A 19,980-nucleotide genomic window follows, 5' to 3' on the forward strand; every position below is an offset into this window, starting at 1 on the left:
TCTGATGGACACGCACCCCGCCACGACGCTCGCCGATCCCCGGCTCGACCGCTTGGCGGAACTCGCGGTGCGGGTCGGCCTCAACCTCGCCCCAGGGCAGGAATTGGTGATGACCGCGCCGGTCGAGGCGCTCGACCTCTCCCGCCGCATTACCGAGCAGGCCTATCGGGCCGGCGCCTCGCTGGTCACCACCTTCTTCTCGGACGACCAGGCGGCGCTGTCCCGCTACCGCCACGCGCCGGATGCCAGCTTCGATGCGGCGCCGGGCTGGCTGTACGAAGGGATGGCGCAGGCCTTCGGCCGCGGCGCGGCGCGGCTGGCGATCGTCGGCGACGACCCGACCCTGCTGGCTGGCCAGGACCCCGACAAGGTGGCGCGCGCAAACCGGGCGCGGTCGCTGGCCTACCGCCCGGCGCTGGAGCTGATCACCGGCACCGCCATCAACTGGACCCTGGTCGCCGCCGCCACCCCGGCCTGGGCCGCCGCCGTCTTCCCCGACCTGCCGGCGGCCGAGGCGCTGGCGCGGCTCTGGGACGCGATCTTCGCCGCCTCCCGCGCCGACCGGCCGGACCCGGTCGCCGCCTGGGCCAGCCACAATGCCGCGCTGATGGCCCGCCGGGTCATGCTGAACCAGCGGCGCTATGCCGCGCTGCGCTTCCGTGGCCCGGGCACCGACCTGAAGGTCGGGCTGGCCGCCGGCCATGCCTGGATGGGCGGGCTGTCGACGGCCAAGAACGGCATCACCGGCAACCCCAACATCCCGACCGAGGAGGTCTTCACCACCCCCGACGCGCGGGTGACGGAAGGCATGGTCTCCGCCACCAAGCCGCTGGCCTATCAGGGTACGCTGATCCAGGACATCCGCGTCCGCTTCGAGGCCGGCCGGATCGTGGACGCCAGGGCGAGCACCGGCCAGGCGGTGCTGGACCGCATGATCTCGACCGACGAAGGCGCCCGGATGCTGGGGGAGGTGGCGCTGGTTCCGGCCTCCAACCCCATCGCCGGCAGCGGGCTGCTGTTCTTCAACACGCTGTTCGACGAGAACGCCGCCAGCCATATCGCGCTTGGCCAGTCCTATTCCCGCTGCTTCGTCGACAAGGCGCTGCCGCCCGGGGCGCTGGCCGCGGCAGGCGCCAATCGCAGCCTCATCCATGTCGACTGGATGATCGGCTCGGCCGAGACCGACGTGGACGGGCTGGACGCCGAGGGCCGGGCCGAGCCGCTGATGCGGCGCGGCGAGTGGGTGCGGTAACGACCGTACGGAAGCCCTGCGACTCGGCTCGACTCGGTGCTAGGATGAGCGAATGGACAACCCCGCCGAGTCGCCGCCCGCCCCCGCGCAGCAGATGCCGTGGGACTTCCACCCGGCCTTGACCGAGGAGCGCCTGCGGATCTGCGGCCGCATGCTGGCCAATGCGCGGCGCGACGCGCTGGCCATGGCGAGCTACGAGCTGGGCGACGATCCCTGGTCGGTCGGTTGCCGTGCCTTCGCCTTCGGCCGCCACCGGCTGAAGCGCGCCGCCCTGTCGGGCGAGTACCCCTGGCTCGAGGTGCTGGACGACAGCGCGCATTTCGTCTTCGTCATCGGCTCCAACGGCCAGGGCGTGCCGGTGCGCTTCTACCGCGGCGCCGCCGACGACCCGACCGAGCGCACCCTCAAGCGCCAGGAGATGGAGGCCGAGCAGCTCTGCCTCGCCCTCGGCGAGGAAGCCGCCGAGGGCCTGGTCTTCCGCTTCGCGGTCGAGACCGGGGAGGGCGGCAGGGTCGAGCGCGTGGTCTTCCTCGCGCTGCGCGGCGAGGACCGGGTCGAGTGCTTCTGGCCGGTGCCACTGGAACTGCCGGCCGCCGCCGGCGGCGTGGCGGAGCAGCTGCGGCTGATCGCCGATGACGGCTATGCCGGCCCAGCGCCGCATGTGCCGGGCGGCCCGCCGCCGCCTTTGCCCTCCCTGCCGCGGCGGAAGGTGTCCTCGGCCCTGCACCGACGCCAAACCGGGCTGTTCTGATCCGGCCGCCAGCCGGTCCCCCTTGATCGCTCGCGACAATGCGCCATCTGCTCCCGGCGGAACGATTGCCGGTGGCATGACGTCGGCGGAGTAGGGGAGCGTTCGAAGAATGGCGGGGAAGCCAGGCACGCCCCACGGCGTGACGCCGGGCGAGCGCGGGCTCGAGCAGTCCTTCGGCCGCGCCACGGCGATCCTCGACGCGTTGGCTGCCGGCGGCGGCGGCACCGGGCTCCGCTTCGTCGATCTCGTGCGGCGCTGCGGGCTCAGCCAGACCACGCTGCACCGGCTGGTCGCGGCCCTCCTCGCACATGGCTTCATCGAGCAGGAGGGCACCCGCTACCTTCTGGGCATGCGGCTGGCCGGCTGGGCCTTCGCCGCCGGCAACCGCTTCGGCCTGGCGGAGGTGGCGCGGCCGATCATGCATGCGCTGTCGGAGGCGACCGGGGACACGGTCTATTTGACCCTGCGCTCGGGCGACATGGCGATCTGCGTTGCCCGCATCGAGGGCAGCTATCCGGTCCGCGCCCTGGTGGTGCAACCGGGTGACCGGCGGGTGCTTGGCCTCGGCGCCGGCAGCGTCGCCCTGCTCGCCTTTCTGCGCGATCCCCTGGAGATCGAGCGGCTGCTGGCGCTGCCGGAACAGCAGGCCGGACGCGCCGCGCGCGGCGTGGCGGAGCCGCGGGTGCGGGAATGGATCGAGGCGTCGCGGCGCGACGGCTACACCTTCGTCAACAACCTGGTGCCGGGCACCAGCGGCATCGGCCTGCCGATCCTGGGCCCGGCGGGCGACCCGGTGGCCGCGCTCAGCCTGGCCGCCATCCCCAGCCGGCTGGAGCCGCCGCGGCTGGCGGAGGTGGTAGGGCTGGTCCGGTCGGCGACTGCCGAGATCGAGGGCAGGATGCATCCGATCCTCGCCGGCCGTGCCGTGATGCAGGGCAGGGCATGACGCAGGCGCTTGACCCAGCCGTAGCGGCATGCTTCTCTTGAGAGGAAGATAATTTCCGGTAAACGGAAAAATCGGTCGTGCGAAGAGCAAGCGGCCGCGTGGGGAGTGAGTATGTCCCGCCTTCGGGCAGCGGGCCGCGGTGGTTGCACCGCGGCCCGGTCTGCCTTCCCGGAAACCCTCCCGATCCAGCAGGAATCCGCGGCATGACGCTCGGCGGCAAGGCGGCCGTGACCGGCATCGGCGAGACCGACTACACCCGAGACGCCGGCGGCCGCGGCGTGCTGACCCTGCAGCTCGAAGCCTCGCTCGCCGCCATGGCCGATGCCGGGCTGCGGCCCGCCGAGATCGACGGCATCGTCATGCCGATTGGCCTCGGCGCCACCGTCGCCGAGGATTTCGTCACCAATCTCGGCATCCCCGATCTGCGCTTCTCGGCGACCACGCCGCTCGGCGGCGCCGGCGCGGTGGCGGCGGTGCAATGCGCCGCGGTGGCGGTGGCGACCGGGCTGTGCCGGCACGTGCTGCTGCCGCTCGGCCGCACCGGGCGGACCGGCAGCCGGATCGGCGCGCGCATCCACCAGATGCCGCAATTCCGCACGGTCGGGGAATTCGAGGCGCCGGTCGGGGCGCTGGCCCCGGCGCAGTACTATGCGCCGATGGCGCGGCGGCACATGGAACTGTTCGGCACCACCAGCCGGCAGCTGGCGGAGATCGCCGTCACCACGCGGCGGCACGCCATCCTCAACGGCAACGCGACGATGACCGCGCCGATGACGATCGAGGACCACCAGGCCTCCCGCATGATCGCCGACCCGCTGCGGCTGCTGGATTGCAGCCTGGAGAGCGACGGCGCTGCCGCCGTGGTTGTCAGCGCGGCGGAGGTGGCGCGCGACCTCCGCCAGCCCCGGGTGTTGCTGACCGGCCTCGCCGAGGGCCATCCGGACAGCCCCAGCACCATCACCCAGCGGCCCGACATGACCCGGCTGGGCCTGGCCAAGGCGGCGCCGCGAGCCTTCGCCACGGCGGGCGTGACGCCGACCGATATCGACGTCGCCGAGATCTACGACTGCTTCACCTATATCGTGCTCTGCCAGCTGGAGGACCTCGGCTTCTGCGGCAAGGGGGAGGGCGGGGCCTTCGTCGAGGGCGGCGCACTTGACCTCGGCGGCCGGCTGCCGGTGAACACCCATGGCGGGCTGCTGTCGCAGTCGCACATGGCGGGCATGAACCACGTGGTCGAGCTGGTGCGGCAACTGCGCGGCCAGGCCGGGCGGGCCCAGGTGGCGGATGCCGAGGTTGGGCTGGTGACTGGCTACGGCGACCTCGGCGACGGCACCATCGCCATCATGGCGAGGGCCTGATGCCTACCGCGATCCCACCCAAGCCGGTGCCCGAGCCGACGCCGGAGAGCCGCCCCTACTGGGCGGGCCTTGCCGAGGGAAGGCTGATGCTGCAGCGCTGCGCCGATTGCGGCCGGGTGCGACACTATCCGCGGCCGCTTTGCGACGCCTGCCATTCCTTCGCTGCCGACTGGGTCGAGGCGAGCGGTGCCGCGACCCTGCATAGCTGGACCGTGGCACACCACCCCTATCACCCGGCCTTCCGCGCCGAGCTTCCCTACACGCTGGTCACCGCTGACCTGGCCGAAGGGGTGCGGCTGGTGGCGCAGCTACGCGATGCAGGGCCGGACGGGTTGCGGCTCGGCCAGCCGTTGCGCGTTGGCTTCGAACCGGCAGGCGAGGGGCTGGTCCTGCCGGTGCTCCGCCCCGCCGGCGCGGGGAAGTAAAGGCAAGGCCAGGGAGGCGGTGTCCTCCCGTTGGACGCATGCGTCCAACCTTCCTTTATGCTTGGCAGTCGGCACTCGCCTCGCGGCAGGTGCCAAGCCCACGAGGAGGAAGGGTGGGGTTTGGGGAGGGAGCACTTTCCCCTCCCCAACCGTGCTGGCTCAGGCCGCCGCCCGCTTCGGCGTCGCCGGGCCCCAGGACTTCAGCACCGGCAGAACCTCCTTGGCGAAGAGCCTGAGCCCCCGCTCGGCGACTTCGAAGGGCATGCCGCCGAAGCGGAAGGCAACGTTCAGCTCGAAATCGCCGATGACGCGCCGGCGCTCCTCCAGCCCGCGCAGGATGCGGTCCGGCGTGCCCCAGCTGGCTGCCTGCATGAAGCCCTTCACCGCGCCTTCGAGCCCGGCCTGGCGGGCGATCTCGGCCTTCTGCTGGTAGGAATCGTAGCCCTTCACCGTGCGGAAATGCTCACCCAGGAATTCGTAGTGGTAGAAGTTGCTCTCGACGAATTTGCCCTGGTACCGCAGCGCCTCGGCCTCGGTCGTCGCCAGGTCAGGGCCGCAACAGACGAATTCGGTCATCATCAGGGTCGGCTGCTCGTTGCCGTGGTACTGCCGGTGCAGCTGCCGGCCGCGCTCGATCACCGGCAGTCGCATCTCCCAGGGCCGGTCGGCGAACATCACCATATGCGCGCCGAGCTTCGCGGCGGAATGGACGGAATCCTCGCTCGAGGCCACGGCATAGATGCGGCCGTCGAAGCTGCGTTCCGGCCTAGGCCGGATCTCGACCCGCGGCTGCCTGTAGTGCTTGCCATGGCCTTCCATGAAGCCGGTGCGCAACGCCTCGATGATCATCGGCGCCGCCTCGTCGAAGCGTTCGCGCGATTCATCCATGCTGATGCGGAAGGCCTCGAACTCCCGCCGCGCCAGGCCGCGCCCCAGGCCGAGCCGCAGCCGGCCGTTGCTCAGCAGGTCGAGCACCGCGGCATTCTCGGCGACGCGCAGCGGGTCGTGCCAGGGCAGGATGACTGCGGCGGTGCCGATATCGACGTTCGGGCAGACGGCCGCGAGATGCGTCATCAGCTGGATGTTGTCGGGCACGAAGGAGTAATCGGCGAAGTGGTGCTCGGCCGACCACAGGCAGTCGAAGCCGCTGTCGGCGGCGATGCGCGCGAGGCGCAATTCCTCCTGCCAGACCTGGCTGTCCTTGATGTCCTCCCAGCCATAGCTGCTGAACAGCAGCATCATGCCGACATCCATGGCGTCGCTCCCTTCCTGCTTCGGCGCGGCGGAAGTTTTGGCGGCAGCCGGCCCCTTGGACGAAGGCCTGCGGCGATCCGCGCGACGCCATTGACGGGACGCTATCCCCCTTGCCGGGGCGCTTCAACCGTCCGGCGCTGGCCGCTTCGGCAAACCGGGGTATTCTTGCCGCCAGGAAATGCCCGAGGAGAACATAGCCATGACCGCACCCGAGCGCCTGCGCGCCCTGCTGGCCGAACCAGGCTTCGTCGTGATGCCCGCAGTCTGGGACGGGCTGACCGCCAAGCTGACCGCCGCCGCCGGCTTCCGCACCGCCTTCCTTTCCGGCTCCTGCGTCGCCGCCAGCCGGCTTGGCGGGCCGGACCTCGACCTGGTCTCCTTCGGCGAGATGTTCGACAGCTACACCATGGTGCACAACGCCGCCCCCGACCTGCTGGTGCTGGCCGATGGGGACCATGGCTACGGCAACGCGATGAACGTGCAGCGCACGGTCGGCGCCTATGGGCGGGCCGGCGCCGCCGCCATCCTGATCGAGGACAAGATCACCCCGCGCGCCCTGACCAGCGCCGGCAAGCCCTGCCTGCCGCGCGAGGAGGCCCGCATGAAGATCCGTGCGGCCGTCGAAGCGGCGAAGGAGAGCGGCATCCTGGTGCTCGCCCGCACCGATTGCCGGCCGACCCAGGGGATTGACGAGGCGGTGGCGCGGATCGAGCTCTTCGCCGCCGAGGGGGCCGACATCTTCCTGCTCGACAGTCCGGCCGACGACGACGAGATGCGCCGCGCGGTGGCGGCCACCGGCGGCAAGCCGTCCTTCTCGGTGCTCTCGCCGGGCGGCGTGCGGGCGACGCCGACCTCGGCGGAGGCGGCGGCGCTCGGCTTCAAGATCGGCACCTTTCCGACGGGGATGCTGTCCCCGGCCATGGCTGGGATGCAGGCCGGCCTGGCGGCGCTGCGCGCCGGGGAGTCGGCCGCCGCCGGCGCGATGCCGCCGGCCGCGTTCCGCGACACCCTGGGCTATGGCGCCTACGACGTGTCGGCAAAGCCCTTCATCGTGGCGGGGTGAGCCAACCTCGGTCAATGCAGGGGCGCGGGCAGGGGCTTCCGCGCAGCATTGAATATCGTATGCAATTCCTTCGATGGCACATTTATCATCAATCTGGATGCAACAACTATACTCGCGCCGTCGCCGGCGACCGGTGTTGCCGACGGCGACAGGATCTGGCCCGACGCGGAAGGCGCGGGAGACGTTCGGCCCTCGTTACTTCTTGGCTGTCAAAGTTGTCGATGCTAATCTAGTTCCCTGTGTGCTCTCGTTTTGATGCGATGGCGTTCAATCCCTGCGGGCGGTGGGCACCGATGCAAGCGCAAACGCGACCTGTCGCCTGTCACGCCGATGACCAAGCGGATCCCACAGCCCGCGCGGCCGAGGCGGCGATACCGGCCGTGAGCCATGCGAGCCTGCTCAATGGGGCCGCTGATCGCCTCGCCTGCGACGCCTGTGTCGCCGACGAGGCTCCCACCCTGATCTGGGCGACGGATGCGTCCGGCGCGCTGGTCTACGCCAACCACCGCTTCGAGGAAGTTTTCGGCATCCCGGCCGGCGCGCTGCGGGGCGGCGGCTGGAAACTCATCGTGGTGGCCGAGGCGCAAGCCGGATTCCACGCGAGCCTGCACCGGTCGATCGCCGAACGGCGCCCCTTCCAGGCCGAGGTCCAGGTTCGCGTTGCCGGCCAGCAACTCCGCTGGCATCGCTGCGAGGCGACGCCGAAAACCTGTCCCCTGGGCACGCTGATCGGCTATGTCGGCTGCAACGTCGACATCACCGAGGGCAAGGAGGCCGAAGCGGCCCTGCGCGAGTTGAACGCCACGCTGGAACGCCGGGTCATCGAGCGCACCGCGCAGCTTGCCGCTGAAGCGGCGGCGCGTTCCGCGGCGCAGGATCGGCTGCGCCATACCCAAAAGCTGGAAGCGCTTGGCCAGCTGTCCGGCGGCGTGGCGCACGACTTCAACAATGCATCGGCCGCGGTGCTGGCCGGCATCGCCCTGCTGGAGAAGCGGCACGGTCCTGCACTCGCCGCGGCCGGCCCCGGCGCCTCCCGCCTGCTGTCGGGCCTGCGCGAGGCGGCCGAGCGCGGGGCCGCCATCTCCCGCCGCATGCTGGCCTTCGCCCGGCGCGAGGAATTGCGTGCCACCGAAGTCGATCCGACCGAGCTGCTGCGCAACCTGCGCGCCATCCTCGCCAATGCGATCGGACCCGTGGTGCGGGTCGCGGTCGATGCGCCGGCGGCGCTGCCGGCGCTGATGGTCGACCGGGCGCAGCTCGAGACGACGCTGATCAACCTCTCGGTCAATGCCCGGGATTCCATGCCGGATGGCGGTACGGTGACGCTCGGCGCTGCGGTCGAGGATATCGCCGGCGACCCCTCGGCCATGGCCGCGCCGCCGGTCAGCCTGATGTCGGGCCAGTATATCCGCCTCTGGGTCGCCGATACCGGCATCGGCATGGACGCCGCCACCCTGACCCGGGCCGCCGAGCCCTTCTTCACCACCAAGCCGCGCGACAAGGGCACCGGCCTCGGCTTGTCCATGGCGGATGGTTTCGCCGCGCAATCCGGCGGCACCATGCGGATCGACAGCGCGCCAGGGCTCGGCACCACCGTCTCGCTCTGGCTGCCCTGCGCGGTGGAGCACCGGGTACCGGATGCGGCACGACCCGCCGCGCGCGGCCGGGTGCTGATCGTCGACGACCAGCCGATGATGCGGCGGTTCCTCGCCGAATGCCTCGGGCACGAGGGCTGGGAGGTGCAAGAGGCCGAGGATGGCGGCCAGGCGCTGGTTTACCTGGACGCCGGCAAGCCCTGCGACCTGCTGATCTCCGACCTCACCATGCCCGGGATGGACGGCACCGCGCTGATCCAGACCGCCCGGCAGCGGCGCCCCGGGCTGATCGCCGTGCTGCTGACCGGCACCGGGCAGATGGCGGACCTCGCGCCGCTCGCCGAGCGAGGCGGCTATGCCCTGCTGCGCAAGCCGGTCTCCCCGTCCGAACTCGCCGACTGCCTGGCCGGCCTCGGCGCGCCCGTGCCGCTGGCCGAAGCGGCTCGATGAGGCGCATGCTGTCGGCAACCCTTGCCCTGCCACCACCCCAGGCCCGTCCCCGGAGGGATACCGTTTGATCAGCGTCGGCTATTCGAAGCACTCCGAGCCGGCGACCGCAGTCAGGACCTGCGTCTCCGCCCTGGGGACCGTGCGCCCGCGGCTGCTGCTGGCGTTCTGCGGCGGCAAGCATGACCCGCAGGCGGTGCGTGCCGAATTGCGCCGAGCCTTCGGCGACGTGCCGGTCTTCGGCGGTTCGGCCGCCGGCGCGATCGGCCGTGGCGGCTTCGGCTACAGCGGGTTCGAATTGGGGCTGATCGCCTTCCTGGATCCCGAGGTGACGCCGCAGGCGGTGGTGACGCGCCATCTGCTGCCGGACGAACACGCCGCGGGTGCCGAATTGGGCGCGCGGGTGGCCGAGTCCGCGCAGGATGGCAACGTGGTCATGCTGTTCTTCGACAGCGTCGCCGCCGCCACGCCGCTGCGGCTGCACCCGGCGAGTTCGATCGTCGACGGCTTCCATGCCGGCTTCGGCCCGCGCCCGGTCTGCCTGCTCGGCGGTGGCCTGCTCACCGACATGAACCTGGCCGGCGGCTGGGTCTTCGATGGCGACGGTGTGGTCAAGCATGCCGCCATCGCCCTGGTGTTCCCGCCCATCGTGCAGGCCGAGACGGTGATCATGCACGGTTGCCGGCCGGTCAGCACCTTCATGGAGATCACCCGGATCGACGGCGCCGAGGTCTACGAGCTGGACGGCAAGCCGGCGCTGACGGTGATCGAACGCATGCTGGGCCTGCCGCTCGGCGGCTCGCGTGGGCATGAGCTGACCTTGACGGCCACGCTGGGCGAGAAGCAGGGTGACCCCTTCGCGCCCTATGACGAGAACGCCTATGTCAACCGGCTGATCCTGCGCGCCAATCCGGACACCGGGTCGGTCACGCTGTTCGAGCAGGATTTCGCCCGCGGCACGCGGGTGCAGATCATGAGCCGCGACAATTCCCTGATGCTGGAGTCGGTCAGGCGTGGCGTCGCCGAGATGAACCTGGCGATCGACGGCACGCGGCCACTGCTCGGCCTGTACATCGACTGCGCCGGCCGCGGCAGCGCCCGCAGCGGCGCCCCGGTCGAGGAGGCGGCGCTGGTGCAGCGCGACTTGGCCGATTCGGTCCCGTTGCTCGGCTTCTATTCGGGTGTGGAGATCGCCCCTTTCGCCGGGGGGCTGAGCCGGCCGCTCGACTGGACCGGCGTGCTGTGCGTGCTGCGGAGGCGCAGCTGATGTCGGAAACGGCGCAAGGCCTGCTGATCGGCCAGCTCGAGCGCGAGCTGGCCTACTATCGACGGGAATGCAACGACCTTGGTGCCCGGCTGCTCCGGCTGCAGGAGGAGCAGAGCCAGACCTTCCGTGAGGCGCGTCGCAGCCGGACTGTCGCCAAGCTGATCCGCGAGGCCTATCGGCTGGCGGATGGCGACTGGACGCCGAACGACATCGGCGTGCCGATGCTGGAGATCATCATCGAGAACGCGCTGTGCGACGGCGCCGCCCTGCTGCGCGAGGACGGCGACGGCGAATGCTTCCGCGTCATCCATGCGATCGGCGCCGGGGCGGACGCGACCAAACAGCCCGTTGTGATCCCGTCCCCGCCCGAGTTCTTCTTCACAACGGCGCGGACGCCGATCGAGCCACTGGCCTACGAGCTGACCAGCATCCTGCGCCTGCCCTACCTGCTTTGGGCCTACGACAAGCCGACCGGGCGGGCGCTGATCCTCGGCAGCCGGTCCGAGAGCAATGTCAGCCGCCCGTTCGAGCTCGGCGACCAGGAATTCATCGAGGGCGCGCTCTCGGTCTATATCGACATCGTGCTGCGCAAGCAGGCCGAGGTCGAATTGCGCGCCGCCAAGGCGGTGGCGGAGCGTGCCAGTGCTGCCCGGGCGCGCTTCCTGGCGACCCTGACGCACGAATTGCGCACGCCGCTGAACGCCATCGTCGGCTATTCGGAGATGATGGTGCCCGGGTCGCGCTACGATCCGACCCCGGCCGACCGCGGCCGCTATTCCGGCCTGATCCTGGACGCCGCGCAGTACCTGCTGAAGCTGGCCGACGGCATCCTCGACTATTCCTACCTGGAACAGGCGTTGCCCTCCCTGGCGCTGGAATGGCTGGCGGCGGACCAACTGCTGGGCAGCACGGTGGCGCTCGCCTCCGGCGAAAGCCATAGCCGACAGGTGGAGATCCGGGTGATGCCGGTGGATCCGGCGCTGGAACTCTGCATCGACCCGGTGCGGTTCCGCCAGGTGCTCTACAACCTGCTGGGCAACGCGGTGAAATTCTCCTTCCCCGGCAGCCTGGTCGTGGTCACCGCGGAGCGCGCCGAGGACGGCAGCGCGGCGGTGACGGTGCGCGACACCGGGGTCGGCATGCGACCGGAGGACATTCCCCGGGCGCTGGAGCCGTTCCAGCAACTCGACCACAACGCGGTCCGCACCCTCGGCGGCGCCGGCCTCGGACTGCCCATCGCCAAGCGGCTGCTGGAAGCGCATGGCGGCGAATTGTCGATCGACAGCCTGCCCGGCGAGGGGACCACGGCGGTGGTCCGGTTGCCGCCGGAGCGGGTCCGCGAACGCCTCGACGACTGAAGCCGGGCCGCCCAGACCGGCGGCCCCGCCTGCGCGGGGCCGCCGGTCGGGCCGATGCGGAGGACATCGCGCGTGACGGCTGGGCCTCAACGGCCCAGCGCCTCGCGCGGGGTATCCGCCAGGCTGCCGAGATTGTGGTCGATCGCCGCGAACAACCCCCAATTCTCGAAATAGCCAGCCGGGAAACCGGGCGAGCCGGCATCGAGGTCCTGCTGCCGGGCATAGATGTAGTCGGCCCAGCGGCGGGTCGCCGGCTTACGGTGATGGAAGTCATGGCAGGGCGCATCGCCGACCAGGACGAAGAGCCGGACGAACAACTGCACCGTCAGCATCTCGGCCCACCAGGCGGTCCAGCGCAGCGCGCCTTCCAGCGTGGTGGCATAGAGGTCGGGCGGGGCGCTGCCCGGGAAGACGCCGGCGGTCGCGTGGCAGACGAAGTTGCGATCGCGCATGCGGATCATCTGCGGCTCGGGGAAGCGGTGCTCGCACAGGATGCGGAAGACGGTGGCGATCTGCAGCAGCACGGTCACCGGCAGCACCCAGGCGACCAGGAAGGCCGGCAGCGTGCCGGTGAGCCCGGCCAGGGCGAAGCCACCGATCCAGGCGCCGCGGCTCATCCAGTCATGCGCCCGGTCGCCGGTGACCATGCTGGCGCGCATCCGCCGCTGCAGGAAGCGCAGGTGGAAGACCGGGGAGGCGCAGTTGATGATCACCCGGCGCCACAACTCGCGTTTCGCCACACCCGGCTCCAGGCCGCACATGCCCATGACGAAGTCGGCGAACTCGTCTTCCTCGGTCAGCAGCTTGTTGGGGCTGTGGTGCATCATGTGCTCGCGCTGGTAGTCCTCGAAGCGCTTGAACAGCAGCAGGGCGGAAATCAGGCGGCCGACTCGGCGGTTGGCGGCGCGGGTCTTCAGCACCGTGCCGTGCGAGCAGTGGTGGAACACCACCACCTGGAACAGGCCGAGGCCGCAGCAGGTCGCCAGCAGGCCGATGGGCAGCAGCAGCCAGACCAGCAAGGGCGGGTTCGCCAGCGCCATCGGCAGGGCCGACAGCGCGCAACCGCCGAAGGTCCAGGCCAGGGCGCCCATGATGAAGGCGGTGGCGGAACGGCCCGGCGCAACCTCGCCCGGCGCCGGCTTGGCGGTCAGCCAGGTCAGGAAAGGCTGCACATAGCTGGGCAGCCGTGCCGCCATGCGGGTCCGGGGGTCGACCGGGGTGCCCAGGGAGACCAGGGGCGGTTCGGCAAGATTGTATGCGTTTAGTATGGTCATTTTGCATTCTCCTTCATGCAGTGGAGCGAGAAGCCTCCACCACACGAACGAGTAGCAACAAATCTCAATCGTTTGTTGCAGCCATCAGCGGCATACCGAGTCCTGAAGGGGACCTTGCCTTAGAAATCTCTCCCCCATCGCCTGGCCGATGCATGCAGATGATTGGCGAGTTGGCCAAGACCCTGACCTGAACTGCGCCAGGACGATCGCCGGCCATGTATCATTGACATGGATCGATCTCGATACGAGGCCAGTCTCCTAACCGTGCGGTTGCCGTGGGTTAGGGCAATCCCAACCGATCCGATATTGTAATTGCGGCGGTTATCCCGGGATGCCTGGCTCAGCCCTGTGGGCTGAAGTCCCAGCGCCGCTCCAGATGCACCACACCGGCCGAGCGGTACTCATCCGTCACCCGGAACGGGCAGGCCGCTTTGGCTTCCGCCAGCACCAGCAGGCCTTCCGCGTCGTTGACCGCGACCCGCCAATGATAGCGGCCGGCCAGCAACTGCAGGTCGGGGAAGGTGATCCGGACCAGCGTCGTCTGCCCTGCCGCCTGGGCGCCCAGCCCGTCCATCAGCGTCGTACTGCCGCAGACATAGGTGCCGGTGACGGAATAAAGGTTGAAGACGAAGCTGACCTGCGGCGGGATGTCCTCACCATGCCAGCGGCAGCGGAATTCCACCGTGATGGTGCTGCCATGCGGCACTACCTCGATCGTCCGGCCGGCGTCATCGAGCAGGCCGACCGATTCGATACGGCATGTCGCCGCGGTGGGCGCCTCGGGTGCCGTCTCCACTGCGACGGGCGGCGGCATCGCCGACGCTGGCGTATCCTCGGCTGGTGCCGGCTCGACCGGATCGGGCGGCAGCAGGTCGCTCATATATAGCGTCACCACCTCCGCCGCGGCGCCGAACGCCACCATGCGCCCTTGGCTGAGATACAGGCACCTTTGGCAGATCGAGCGCACCAGGTACTCGTCGTGCGCCACCATCAGGATGGTGCAGCCCTGGTCGCGGATGTCGTAGAAGCGCCGCATCGACTTGCGCTGGAAGGCGGCATCGCCGACCGAGAGGATCTCGTCCACGATCAGGATGTCCGGCTCGACATGGATGGCGACGGCGAAGGCGAGCCGGGCGTACATCCCGCTCGAATAGATCTTCACCGGCTGCTCGAGGTAGTCGCCGATATCGGCGAAGCCGGCGATGGCGTCGAATTTTGCGGCAATCTCCGGCTCGGTCATGCCCAGCAGCATGCCGTTGAAGAAGACGTTCTCGCGGCCTGTCAGCTCCGGATTGAAGCCGCTGCCAAGCTCGATCAGCGGGGCGATGCGGCCGCGGGTGCGGACCGTGCCGAAGCTCGGCTGCAGGGTGCCGGCGATGAGCTGCAGCAGGGTCGACTTGCCGGCGCCGTTGCGGCCGACGATGCCCACCGTCTCGCCGCGCCGGGCGGAGAACGTGACGTCGCGCAGCACCACGGCTTCCGAGAAGAAGCGCCGCCGGCCGCCCAGCAGGGCCTGCAACAGCCGCTGGTGCGGGTGGCGGTACTGTCTGTAGGCCTTGCCGACACCCTGCAGCTCTATGGCCGGCAGCTCAGACGACATCGGCGAAGGCCGGCTTGAGCCGCAGGAAGACGTGGAGCCCGAACAGCGCCAACCCGGCCCCGATGGCCCAGGCGACAGCGAGGCCGAGCGGATCGGGCCAGACGCCCTGGAACAGCGCGGCGCGCATCGCCTCGATGAAATAGGTCATCGGGTTGCCCTGGAGGATCGGCCGGATGGAGGCAGGGACCATCTCCAGCGGATAGAAGATCGGCGTGACGAACATCAGCGCCGGGACGACCGCCGTCACCACCTGCGCCAGGTCGCGCAGGAAAACGCCGAAGGCCGAGAGCAGCCAGGAAAGGCCGGCGACGCCGAGCAGCAGCGGCGGCCAGAGCACCAGCAGGGCGAGCGAGGCGGGCGGCGGGAGGCCGAGCATCAGCAGGTAGCCGGCCAGGAAGATACCATAGCCGATCAGCCCGCAGGTCAGCGCGGTGCCCATCACCGCGGGGCCGAGGATCTCCAGCGGGAAGACAACCTTCTTCACGTAGGAGGGATTCTCCAGCACCAGCCCGCTGGAGCGGTTCAGCACCTCGGCGACGAAGTGGAAGGGGATCAGCCCGGCATAGAGGTTCAGCGCGAATTGCCCGAACACGTCCGAAGCGCCGGGCCAGCGTGTGGTGAAGACGCTGCTGAAGACCACCGAATAGACCCCGAGGAAGAACAGCGGCGTCAGCACGTAGTGGAAAACGCCCAGCACCGTGCCGGCGACCCGGGTGCGCAGCTCGCGCCCGGTGATCCGCCGGATGGTTGTCAGCGCGTGGCGCGTCAGCAGGGTGGTGTGCATGGGGATCGGTCAGCCCGCCTGATCGCCGCGCCGCAGGATCAGTCCACCCTGGGGCACGGGGGCGAGGCTGCGAGGCGCGCCCGGCAGCCGCAGGTCGAGTCGCAGCAGGGCAGGCCGCAGCACTGGCAGCAGCCACGCCAAGTCGCGCTGCAGCAGCGCCCAGGGCCAGCCGCTGCGGGCCAGTGCGAGGCCGAGCCTATGGCGCGCCGCGCTGCCGGCCAGCGCTGCCAGCAGGTCGCCCGCGGTCAGTGCCGGGGGGCTTGCCAGCACCTGCCCGGTGCCGAAGCGCTCGTCGCGCTTGGAGCCGAAATAGAGCGCGGCGAAGTCGCGCGAGGGATGTTCGAGGAATCGCAGTGTGGCAGCCAGGGCCTGACGCGGGCCGGCGGTCGAGCGCGCGGCGGCCTCGGCCAGCGCGGCGCGGAAGGTCGCGAGCATCCCTGAGGTCCGCGGCGCCGGTGCTTCCACCGGCCGGACCTCGCCGGCCTCGCCCGCGTAGCCGATGACGCTGCCCGTCTCGTTGCCGACGGCGAGTTCGAGCGGCGCCCCGAAGCGCAGCCGCCGCGCGGTTGCCGCATCCGGCTGCAGGAAGCTCTGTCGCGTACAGCGCGGATCGGCCGCGACGAATGGGGCGAGCAGGAGGAAGTAGCAGCCATGCAGGCGTGCCTGCGGCAGCAACCGACCGAGATTGTCCTGGATCGAGCCGCGCCAGCCGATATCGGCCACCAGTGCCTCGCCCACGGTCGGGAAGCCCTGCTGTGCCAGATAGGCCAGCAGCAGGCTGCGCTGCGCCTGCCGCCGGGCTTCGATATGCCGTACCAGCGGGGCGCAGCCGAACGCCCGTCCTGCCTGATCGGTCCATGGCCGGCCGGCATCGAGCCCGAGCGACGCCAGTGCCGCGGCGGACAGGTCGAGCCCGAGGCTGCCGAGCACCGCGCCGAGGCTGGCCGCGTTGTACTGGGCCAGCATCGGCGCCAGCGCGGTCGCATCGAAGCGGTCGAGGCTGGCCAGGAAGCTGGCCTGCCGGCTGATCGCCAGGTGCCGGGCAGGCGGCAGGTCGCGGCCTTCGGGCGTCGCCGCACGGATGCGTTCATAGGTCGCGGCGAACCAGCGCCCTTCGCCGGACAGGAAGACGACGACCGGCGCCCGCCGCTGCCGTGCGGTGGCGGCGACGTCGCGTAGGTAGCCACCGAAGGCGCCGCCCAACCGGGCCGCCTCCGCCGCCAGCGCGGGGTCCAGGGTCATATCCGCGTTCGTGCCCGCGGCAGGGCACGCGCCTCGACCAGCATGGCGCGCCAGCCGAGCAGCCGGCGGACCAGGCCGGGCGAGCGGCGGACGAGGCCGTGCAGTAGTCCGCGCCCGCGCCGGGCGAGGCCGGCCCAGGGTACTGGCCGCCGTGCCGCCTGCAGCGCCTGTTCGGCGCGGACATACTGGCGGAACATCTCCTCGGTCGAGAGCCGCAGGCGGTCGCGGTCCAGCGCCGCCGGTGCGGCGGCGATCGCGTGCAGGGCGGTGGCGAAGCCGGGGCTGGTCGCGTCCCAATCGGGCCAGGCGGCGGCGGTCCGCGCGGCCGCCGCCGTCAGCCGCGGCAGCAGGCCTGGTTCGCTGTGCAGGCGGTGCAGCGCGGCCAGCACGCCGGCCTCGTCGCCGGTAGCGACCACCAACGCGTTGTCGTCATGCACGATGTATTCGTCATGGCCGGTGACGTCGTAGACGATGGCGGTGCCGCCGCAATGGAACATCTCCAGCGGCGGGCCGAACATGCCCTCCACTAGGCTGAGCTTCAGCAGCACGTCGCAGGACCGGTAGACCGCGGCGCAGTCTGCCGCGGGGACCTGTGAGAAGACCCGGGCGACACCTGGATAGGCCGCGACCGGCGAGGAGGTGAGCAGCCAGACCTCGCCGACGCCGGCGCGACGCGCCAGGGCGATGCTACGTGCAACATTTTTGAAATCGACGCCGAGCGGCCCCTCCACCAAGATCCTCAGCCGGCCGGGCGTGCGCGGCGCGATGCAGGGCCCGGCCGCGGCGTAGAGCATCTTGCTGCAGCCGTTCGGTACCAAATGGTAGTCATGGCCGAAGCGAAGGCGCAGGTGGTCGCGGATCCAGCGCGCCTCGGTGATGCCGGGCAGCGGCAGCAGGTAGGTGGCGTTCACCAGGTTCCGCACCGCGGCATCGCTGTCGGGATAGAACCAGCTTTCGATCGACTGCACGAAATAGGCGTAGCGTGCGGCATCGATACGGTGCAGCTCGTAGACCGTCTTCCACCAGGTGGCGAGCGCCAGGTCGAAGCGTACCCCGGCCACGGCATCGAAGCTGGCGAAGCCCAGCCGGGTCAACGCGCGATGCCAGGGCACCGGGCGATCCGGCAGCGGGTCGAGCGTAACGACCGTCACCTCGAAGCCGGCGTCGAGCAGATGCAGGCAATGCTCGAAGATCACATAGCTGCCGCCGCTGATATCGGCGGAGCCCATCAGCACGCAGAGCTTCATGCCTGCCGCGCCCGCCGGCGCTGCCGCCAGGCATAGGCCTCGGCCAGCAGCCGGCCGGCGCGGTGGTGGATGGTCAGCGCTGGCCAGAACGAGCTCGCCAGGTGGTGCCGTGGCCGCAGCAGCATCGCGGCGGCGTTGCGCAGCCTGGCGAGCCGGCTCGGCGTCTCGTCGCCGGTGAAGCCGGAGAGGCGGAAGACGCCGAAATTCTCGCGGTGCTTGGCCTGCAGCAGCCAGGCCGCGGCGGCATCCCAGGGGCGGAAGACCAGGGCGGCGTGACGATCCAGCACGAAAGCCTGCCAGAGCCGGTCCGCCACGACATGGCGCAGCCGCGCCCGCATCAATGCCTCGGCGGCGCCGAGAACGCGGTCGGCCATCGGCGCGACCTGGGTCCGCAGGTAGGTAGCCTCCGCCGCGGCGTCTTCCAGCCCAGGGACGACGCGGCCATCCGCCGCGCGGTCATAGCCGAGCGCGCTGCCATGGTCGGCATAGAGCAGGATCTCGAAGAGGCTGCGGTTTTCCGCCAGCACGCGGAAGCCGGGGCTGTGGCCGCCGATATCCGAGAAGAGCAGGCCCCGCTTGCCGTCCAGCGGCTGGCCGGCCGCCAGCAGGCCGAGGTAGTAGCCCTGCACCGGCACCGCGGCGCCGAGCGTCGCGGCGATGAAGTCCTGGATGGTGCCCTTCCAGCCGACATCCACCAGGGCAAGGCCTTCCCGCGCCAGGTCGATCCCGAAGCCATCGAGGTAGCTGCGCAGGTTGTCCCGCTGCGTGCTGCGCAGCGCCTCGTAGCAGGCGGCGAACCCGGGCAGGATGCGGAGCCGCGCGAAGCAGTCACTGGTCGGGAAGTCCGGCTCGACCGCATCGAGGTCCGCGCCGAGCGCGGCGGCAAACCGCGCGGCGGCATCGTCCGGGATGCGCAGGCTGGCGAGGAACTCGCCAAGCGAGATGCGGCGGTACTGGCGGAACAGTCCCGCGAAGTCCTCCTCCGGCAGCGGCTGCAGCGAGGCGACGTAGCAGGCGCGGCGGGAGGCCAGCAGGTAGTGGCCGCGGATGCGATCCGGCCCGCGCAGGCCGAGCAGGTCCTGATAGTGCTCGAAGAGGCGCAGCAGCGGCTGGCCCTCACGCGCAAGGAAGAAAAGGTCGTGCCGTCCGTCGCGCCGGGCGGCGGCATGGAGGCGTTCGATGAACAGCACCAGGCTCGGCGCCGCCAGCAGCAGGCCGCCGCCGGGCAGCGCGGCGTCCCAGGCCACGCGTGCGATGGCAGGCACGGTCACCCCGGCCTCGGCGCCGGCATAGAAGGCGTGCTGCGCGGCGGCGTCGACCAGCAGGCTGCGGCAGCCGGCCGCCAGCGCCATCGCCCCGTCCGAATGCGGGTTGTCGCCGACCATCAGCAGATCCGCGGCGGCGATGCCAAGCGCCTGCAGCACCAGGGGAAACAGCCGGCCGCTGCGCTTCGATGCCATCCGGTCGCAGGAGACGAAGAGCGGCAGGGCATCGATGGCCAAGCCACAGCCGCCAAGGAGTTGCCGCAACTGCGCCTCGGGCAGGTAGAAATCGCTGACCAGGACGACGTGCCGGCCCAACCGCCGCAGCCGGTCGAGCGCCGCCGCCGCCTCGGGCACCGGCTGCAGCACCTCGCGTTCCACCGCCATTTCGGCATCGAGGAGCGCGGCGGCGAATTCGGCCGCATCCGCCGGCAGGCCGGCGGTCCCGGCCGCCAGCAACGCCGCATGCAGCTCGCGCCCCAGCGACTCGAATTGGAACTCCAACTCGCCGTGCAGGTCGGCATTGGCGCGGCACAATTCGGCCTCTATGCGCCGGCGCAGCGCATAGAGAGCGGCGGCATCCGCGGCCGGCAGGGCCAGGCGTCGCGCCAGCCGATCAAGCGACAGGCGCTTGACGTGCTCCGGCGTGACGGTGCGGCGGAGCAGCGTGTCGAAGATGTCGAAGGCGACGACCGCGGCCGGGTCGGCGGCAAGGCGCTCGGCCAGTGCGGCGAAGGGCAACGGGGCAGCGGTCGGCGGACGCGGCGCCGCGGCGCGGCGGAGCCGGTTGCGGATGCGCCAGCCGAGGCTGATTTGGCGGCGCGGGGCCGTTGTGGGTGTGGCCAGCATGGG

At 70.6% G+C, this 19,980-nt stretch carries 16 protein-coding genes; 9 read left to right on the plus strand and 7 right to left on the minus strand.

What is annotated here, in order from left to right; all coding sequences use genetic code 11:
* Positions 1–4 precede the first annotated feature (4 nt).
* The 5 genes from ACFQS7_RS09955 (at position 5) to ACFQS7_RS09975 (ending at position 4,735) form a co-directional block, all read left to right on the plus strand.
* A complete protein-coding gene (locus ACFQS7_RS09955; protein ID WP_380066888.1) occupies positions 5–1,252 on the plus strand; it encodes an aminopeptidase in 1,248 nt (415 codons plus the stop codon).
* 52 nt (positions 1,253–1,304) lie between these two features.
* On the plus strand, positions 1,305–2,003 hold the full coding sequence (locus ACFQS7_RS09960; RefSeq protein WP_380066889.1) for a hypothetical protein: 699 nt from the start codon (positions 1,305–1,307) through the stop codon (positions 2,001–2,003).
* Positions 2,004–2,112: 109 nt separating this feature from the next.
* A complete protein-coding gene (locus ACFQS7_RS09965; RefSeq protein ID WP_380066890.1) occupies positions 2,113–2,949 on the plus strand; it encodes an IclR family transcriptional regulator in 837 nt (278 codons plus the stop codon).
* Between the two features lie 203 nt (positions 2,950–3,152).
* Positions 3,153–4,310, plus strand: a complete 1,158-nt coding sequence (locus ACFQS7_RS09970; RefSeq protein ID WP_380066891.1) for a thiolase C-terminal domain-containing protein — start codon at positions 3,153–3,155, stop codon at positions 4,308–4,310.
* Positions 4,310–4,735 (plus strand): Zn-ribbon domain-containing OB-fold protein, encoded by a 426-nt coding sequence (locus tag ACFQS7_RS09975; protein ID WP_380066892.1) that lies wholly within the window; start codon positions 4,310–4,312, stop codon positions 4,733–4,735. Before ACFQS7_RS09970 ends, ACFQS7_RS09975 begins: the two co-directional genes overlap by 1 nt.
* 159 nt (positions 4,736–4,894) lie before the next feature.
* On the opposite strand, the gene ACFQS7_RS09980 is transcribed toward ACFQS7_RS09975, so the two are convergent.
* Positions 4,895–5,989 (minus strand): LLM class flavin-dependent oxidoreductase, encoded by a 1,095-nt coding sequence (locus tag ACFQS7_RS09980; protein ID WP_380066893.1) that lies wholly within the window; start codon positions 5,987–5,989, stop codon positions 4,895–4,897.
* 199 nt (positions 5,990–6,188) lie between these two features.
* Here ACFQS7_RS09980 and ACFQS7_RS09985 point away from each other — a divergent pair, with 199 nt between their 5' ends.
* The 4 genes from ACFQS7_RS09985 to ACFQS7_RS10000 all read left to right on the plus strand — a co-directional run bounded on the left by ACFQS7_RS09985 (position 6,189) and on the right by ACFQS7_RS10000 (position 11,719).
* Positions 6,189–7,052, plus strand: a complete 864-nt coding sequence (locus ACFQS7_RS09985) for an oxaloacetate decarboxylase (protein ID WP_380066894.1) — start codon at positions 6,189–6,191, stop codon at positions 7,050–7,052.
* Positions 7,053–7,432: 380 nt separating this feature from the next.
* Positions 7,433–9,097: a response regulator gene (locus tag ACFQS7_RS09990; protein WP_380066895.1), complete on the plus strand. Its 1,665-nt coding sequence runs from the start codon at positions 7,433–7,435 to the stop codon at positions 9,095–9,097.
* A gap of 139 nt (positions 9,098–9,236) precedes the next feature.
* Complete coding sequence (locus tag ACFQS7_RS09995; protein ID WP_380066896.1) at positions 9,237–10,361, plus strand: FIST signal transduction protein; 1,125 nt, start codon at positions 9,237–9,239, stop codon at positions 10,359–10,361.
* Positions 10,361–11,719 (plus strand): sensor histidine kinase, encoded by a 1,359-nt coding sequence (locus ACFQS7_RS10000; protein WP_380066897.1) that lies wholly within the window; start codon positions 10,361–10,363, stop codon positions 11,717–11,719. Before ACFQS7_RS09995 ends, ACFQS7_RS10000 begins: the two co-directional genes overlap by 1 nt.
* A gap of 86 nt (positions 11,720–11,805) precedes the next feature.
* On the opposite strand, the gene ACFQS7_RS10005 is transcribed toward ACFQS7_RS10000, so the two are convergent.
* From ACFQS7_RS10005 to ACFQS7_RS10030, 6 genes are all read right to left on the minus strand, one after another.
* On the minus strand, positions 11,806–12,993 hold the full coding sequence (locus ACFQS7_RS10005) for a fatty acid desaturase (RefSeq protein WP_380066898.1): 1,188 nt from the start codon (positions 12,991–12,993) through the stop codon (positions 11,806–11,808).
* Between the two features lie 340 nt (positions 12,994–13,333).
* Positions 13,334–14,593 carry an ABC transporter ATP-binding protein gene (locus tag ACFQS7_RS10010; protein WP_380066899.1) on the minus strand — a complete coding sequence of 420 codons (1,260 nt, stop codon included), beginning with the start codon at positions 14,591–14,593 and terminating at the stop codon, positions 13,334–13,336.
* A complete protein-coding gene (locus ACFQS7_RS10015; protein WP_380066900.1) occupies positions 14,583–15,377 on the minus strand; it encodes an ABC transporter permease in 795 nt (264 codons plus the stop codon). Before ACFQS7_RS10015 ends, ACFQS7_RS10010 begins: the two co-directional genes overlap by 11 nt.
* Before the next feature lie 9 nt (positions 15,378–15,386).
* The gene (locus tag ACFQS7_RS10020; RefSeq protein WP_380066901.1) at positions 15,387–16,619 is read right to left on the minus strand and encodes a hypothetical protein; all 1,233 of its coding nucleotides are present in this window, start codon (positions 16,617–16,619) and stop codon (positions 15,387–15,389) included.
* Positions 16,616–17,866 carry a glycosyltransferase gene (locus tag ACFQS7_RS10025; protein WP_380066902.1) on the minus strand — a complete coding sequence of 417 codons (1,251 nt, stop codon included), beginning with the start codon at positions 17,864–17,866 and terminating at the stop codon, positions 16,616–16,618. The genes ACFQS7_RS10020 and ACFQS7_RS10025 overlap by 4 nt, the downstream gene beginning before the upstream one ends.
* Entirely contained in the window at positions 17,863–19,977 is a 2,115-nt protein-coding gene (locus tag ACFQS7_RS10030; protein ID WP_380066903.1) for an HAD family hydrolase, read from the minus strand. The genes ACFQS7_RS10025 and ACFQS7_RS10030 overlap by 4 nt, the downstream gene beginning before the upstream one ends.
* Between the last annotated feature and the right edge of the window lie 3 nt (positions 19,978–19,980).

This window comes from Dankookia sp. GCM10030260, assembly GCF_042666655.1.
GTDB lineage: Bacteria > Pseudomonadota > Alphaproteobacteria > Acetobacterales > Acetobacteraceae > Paracraurococcus.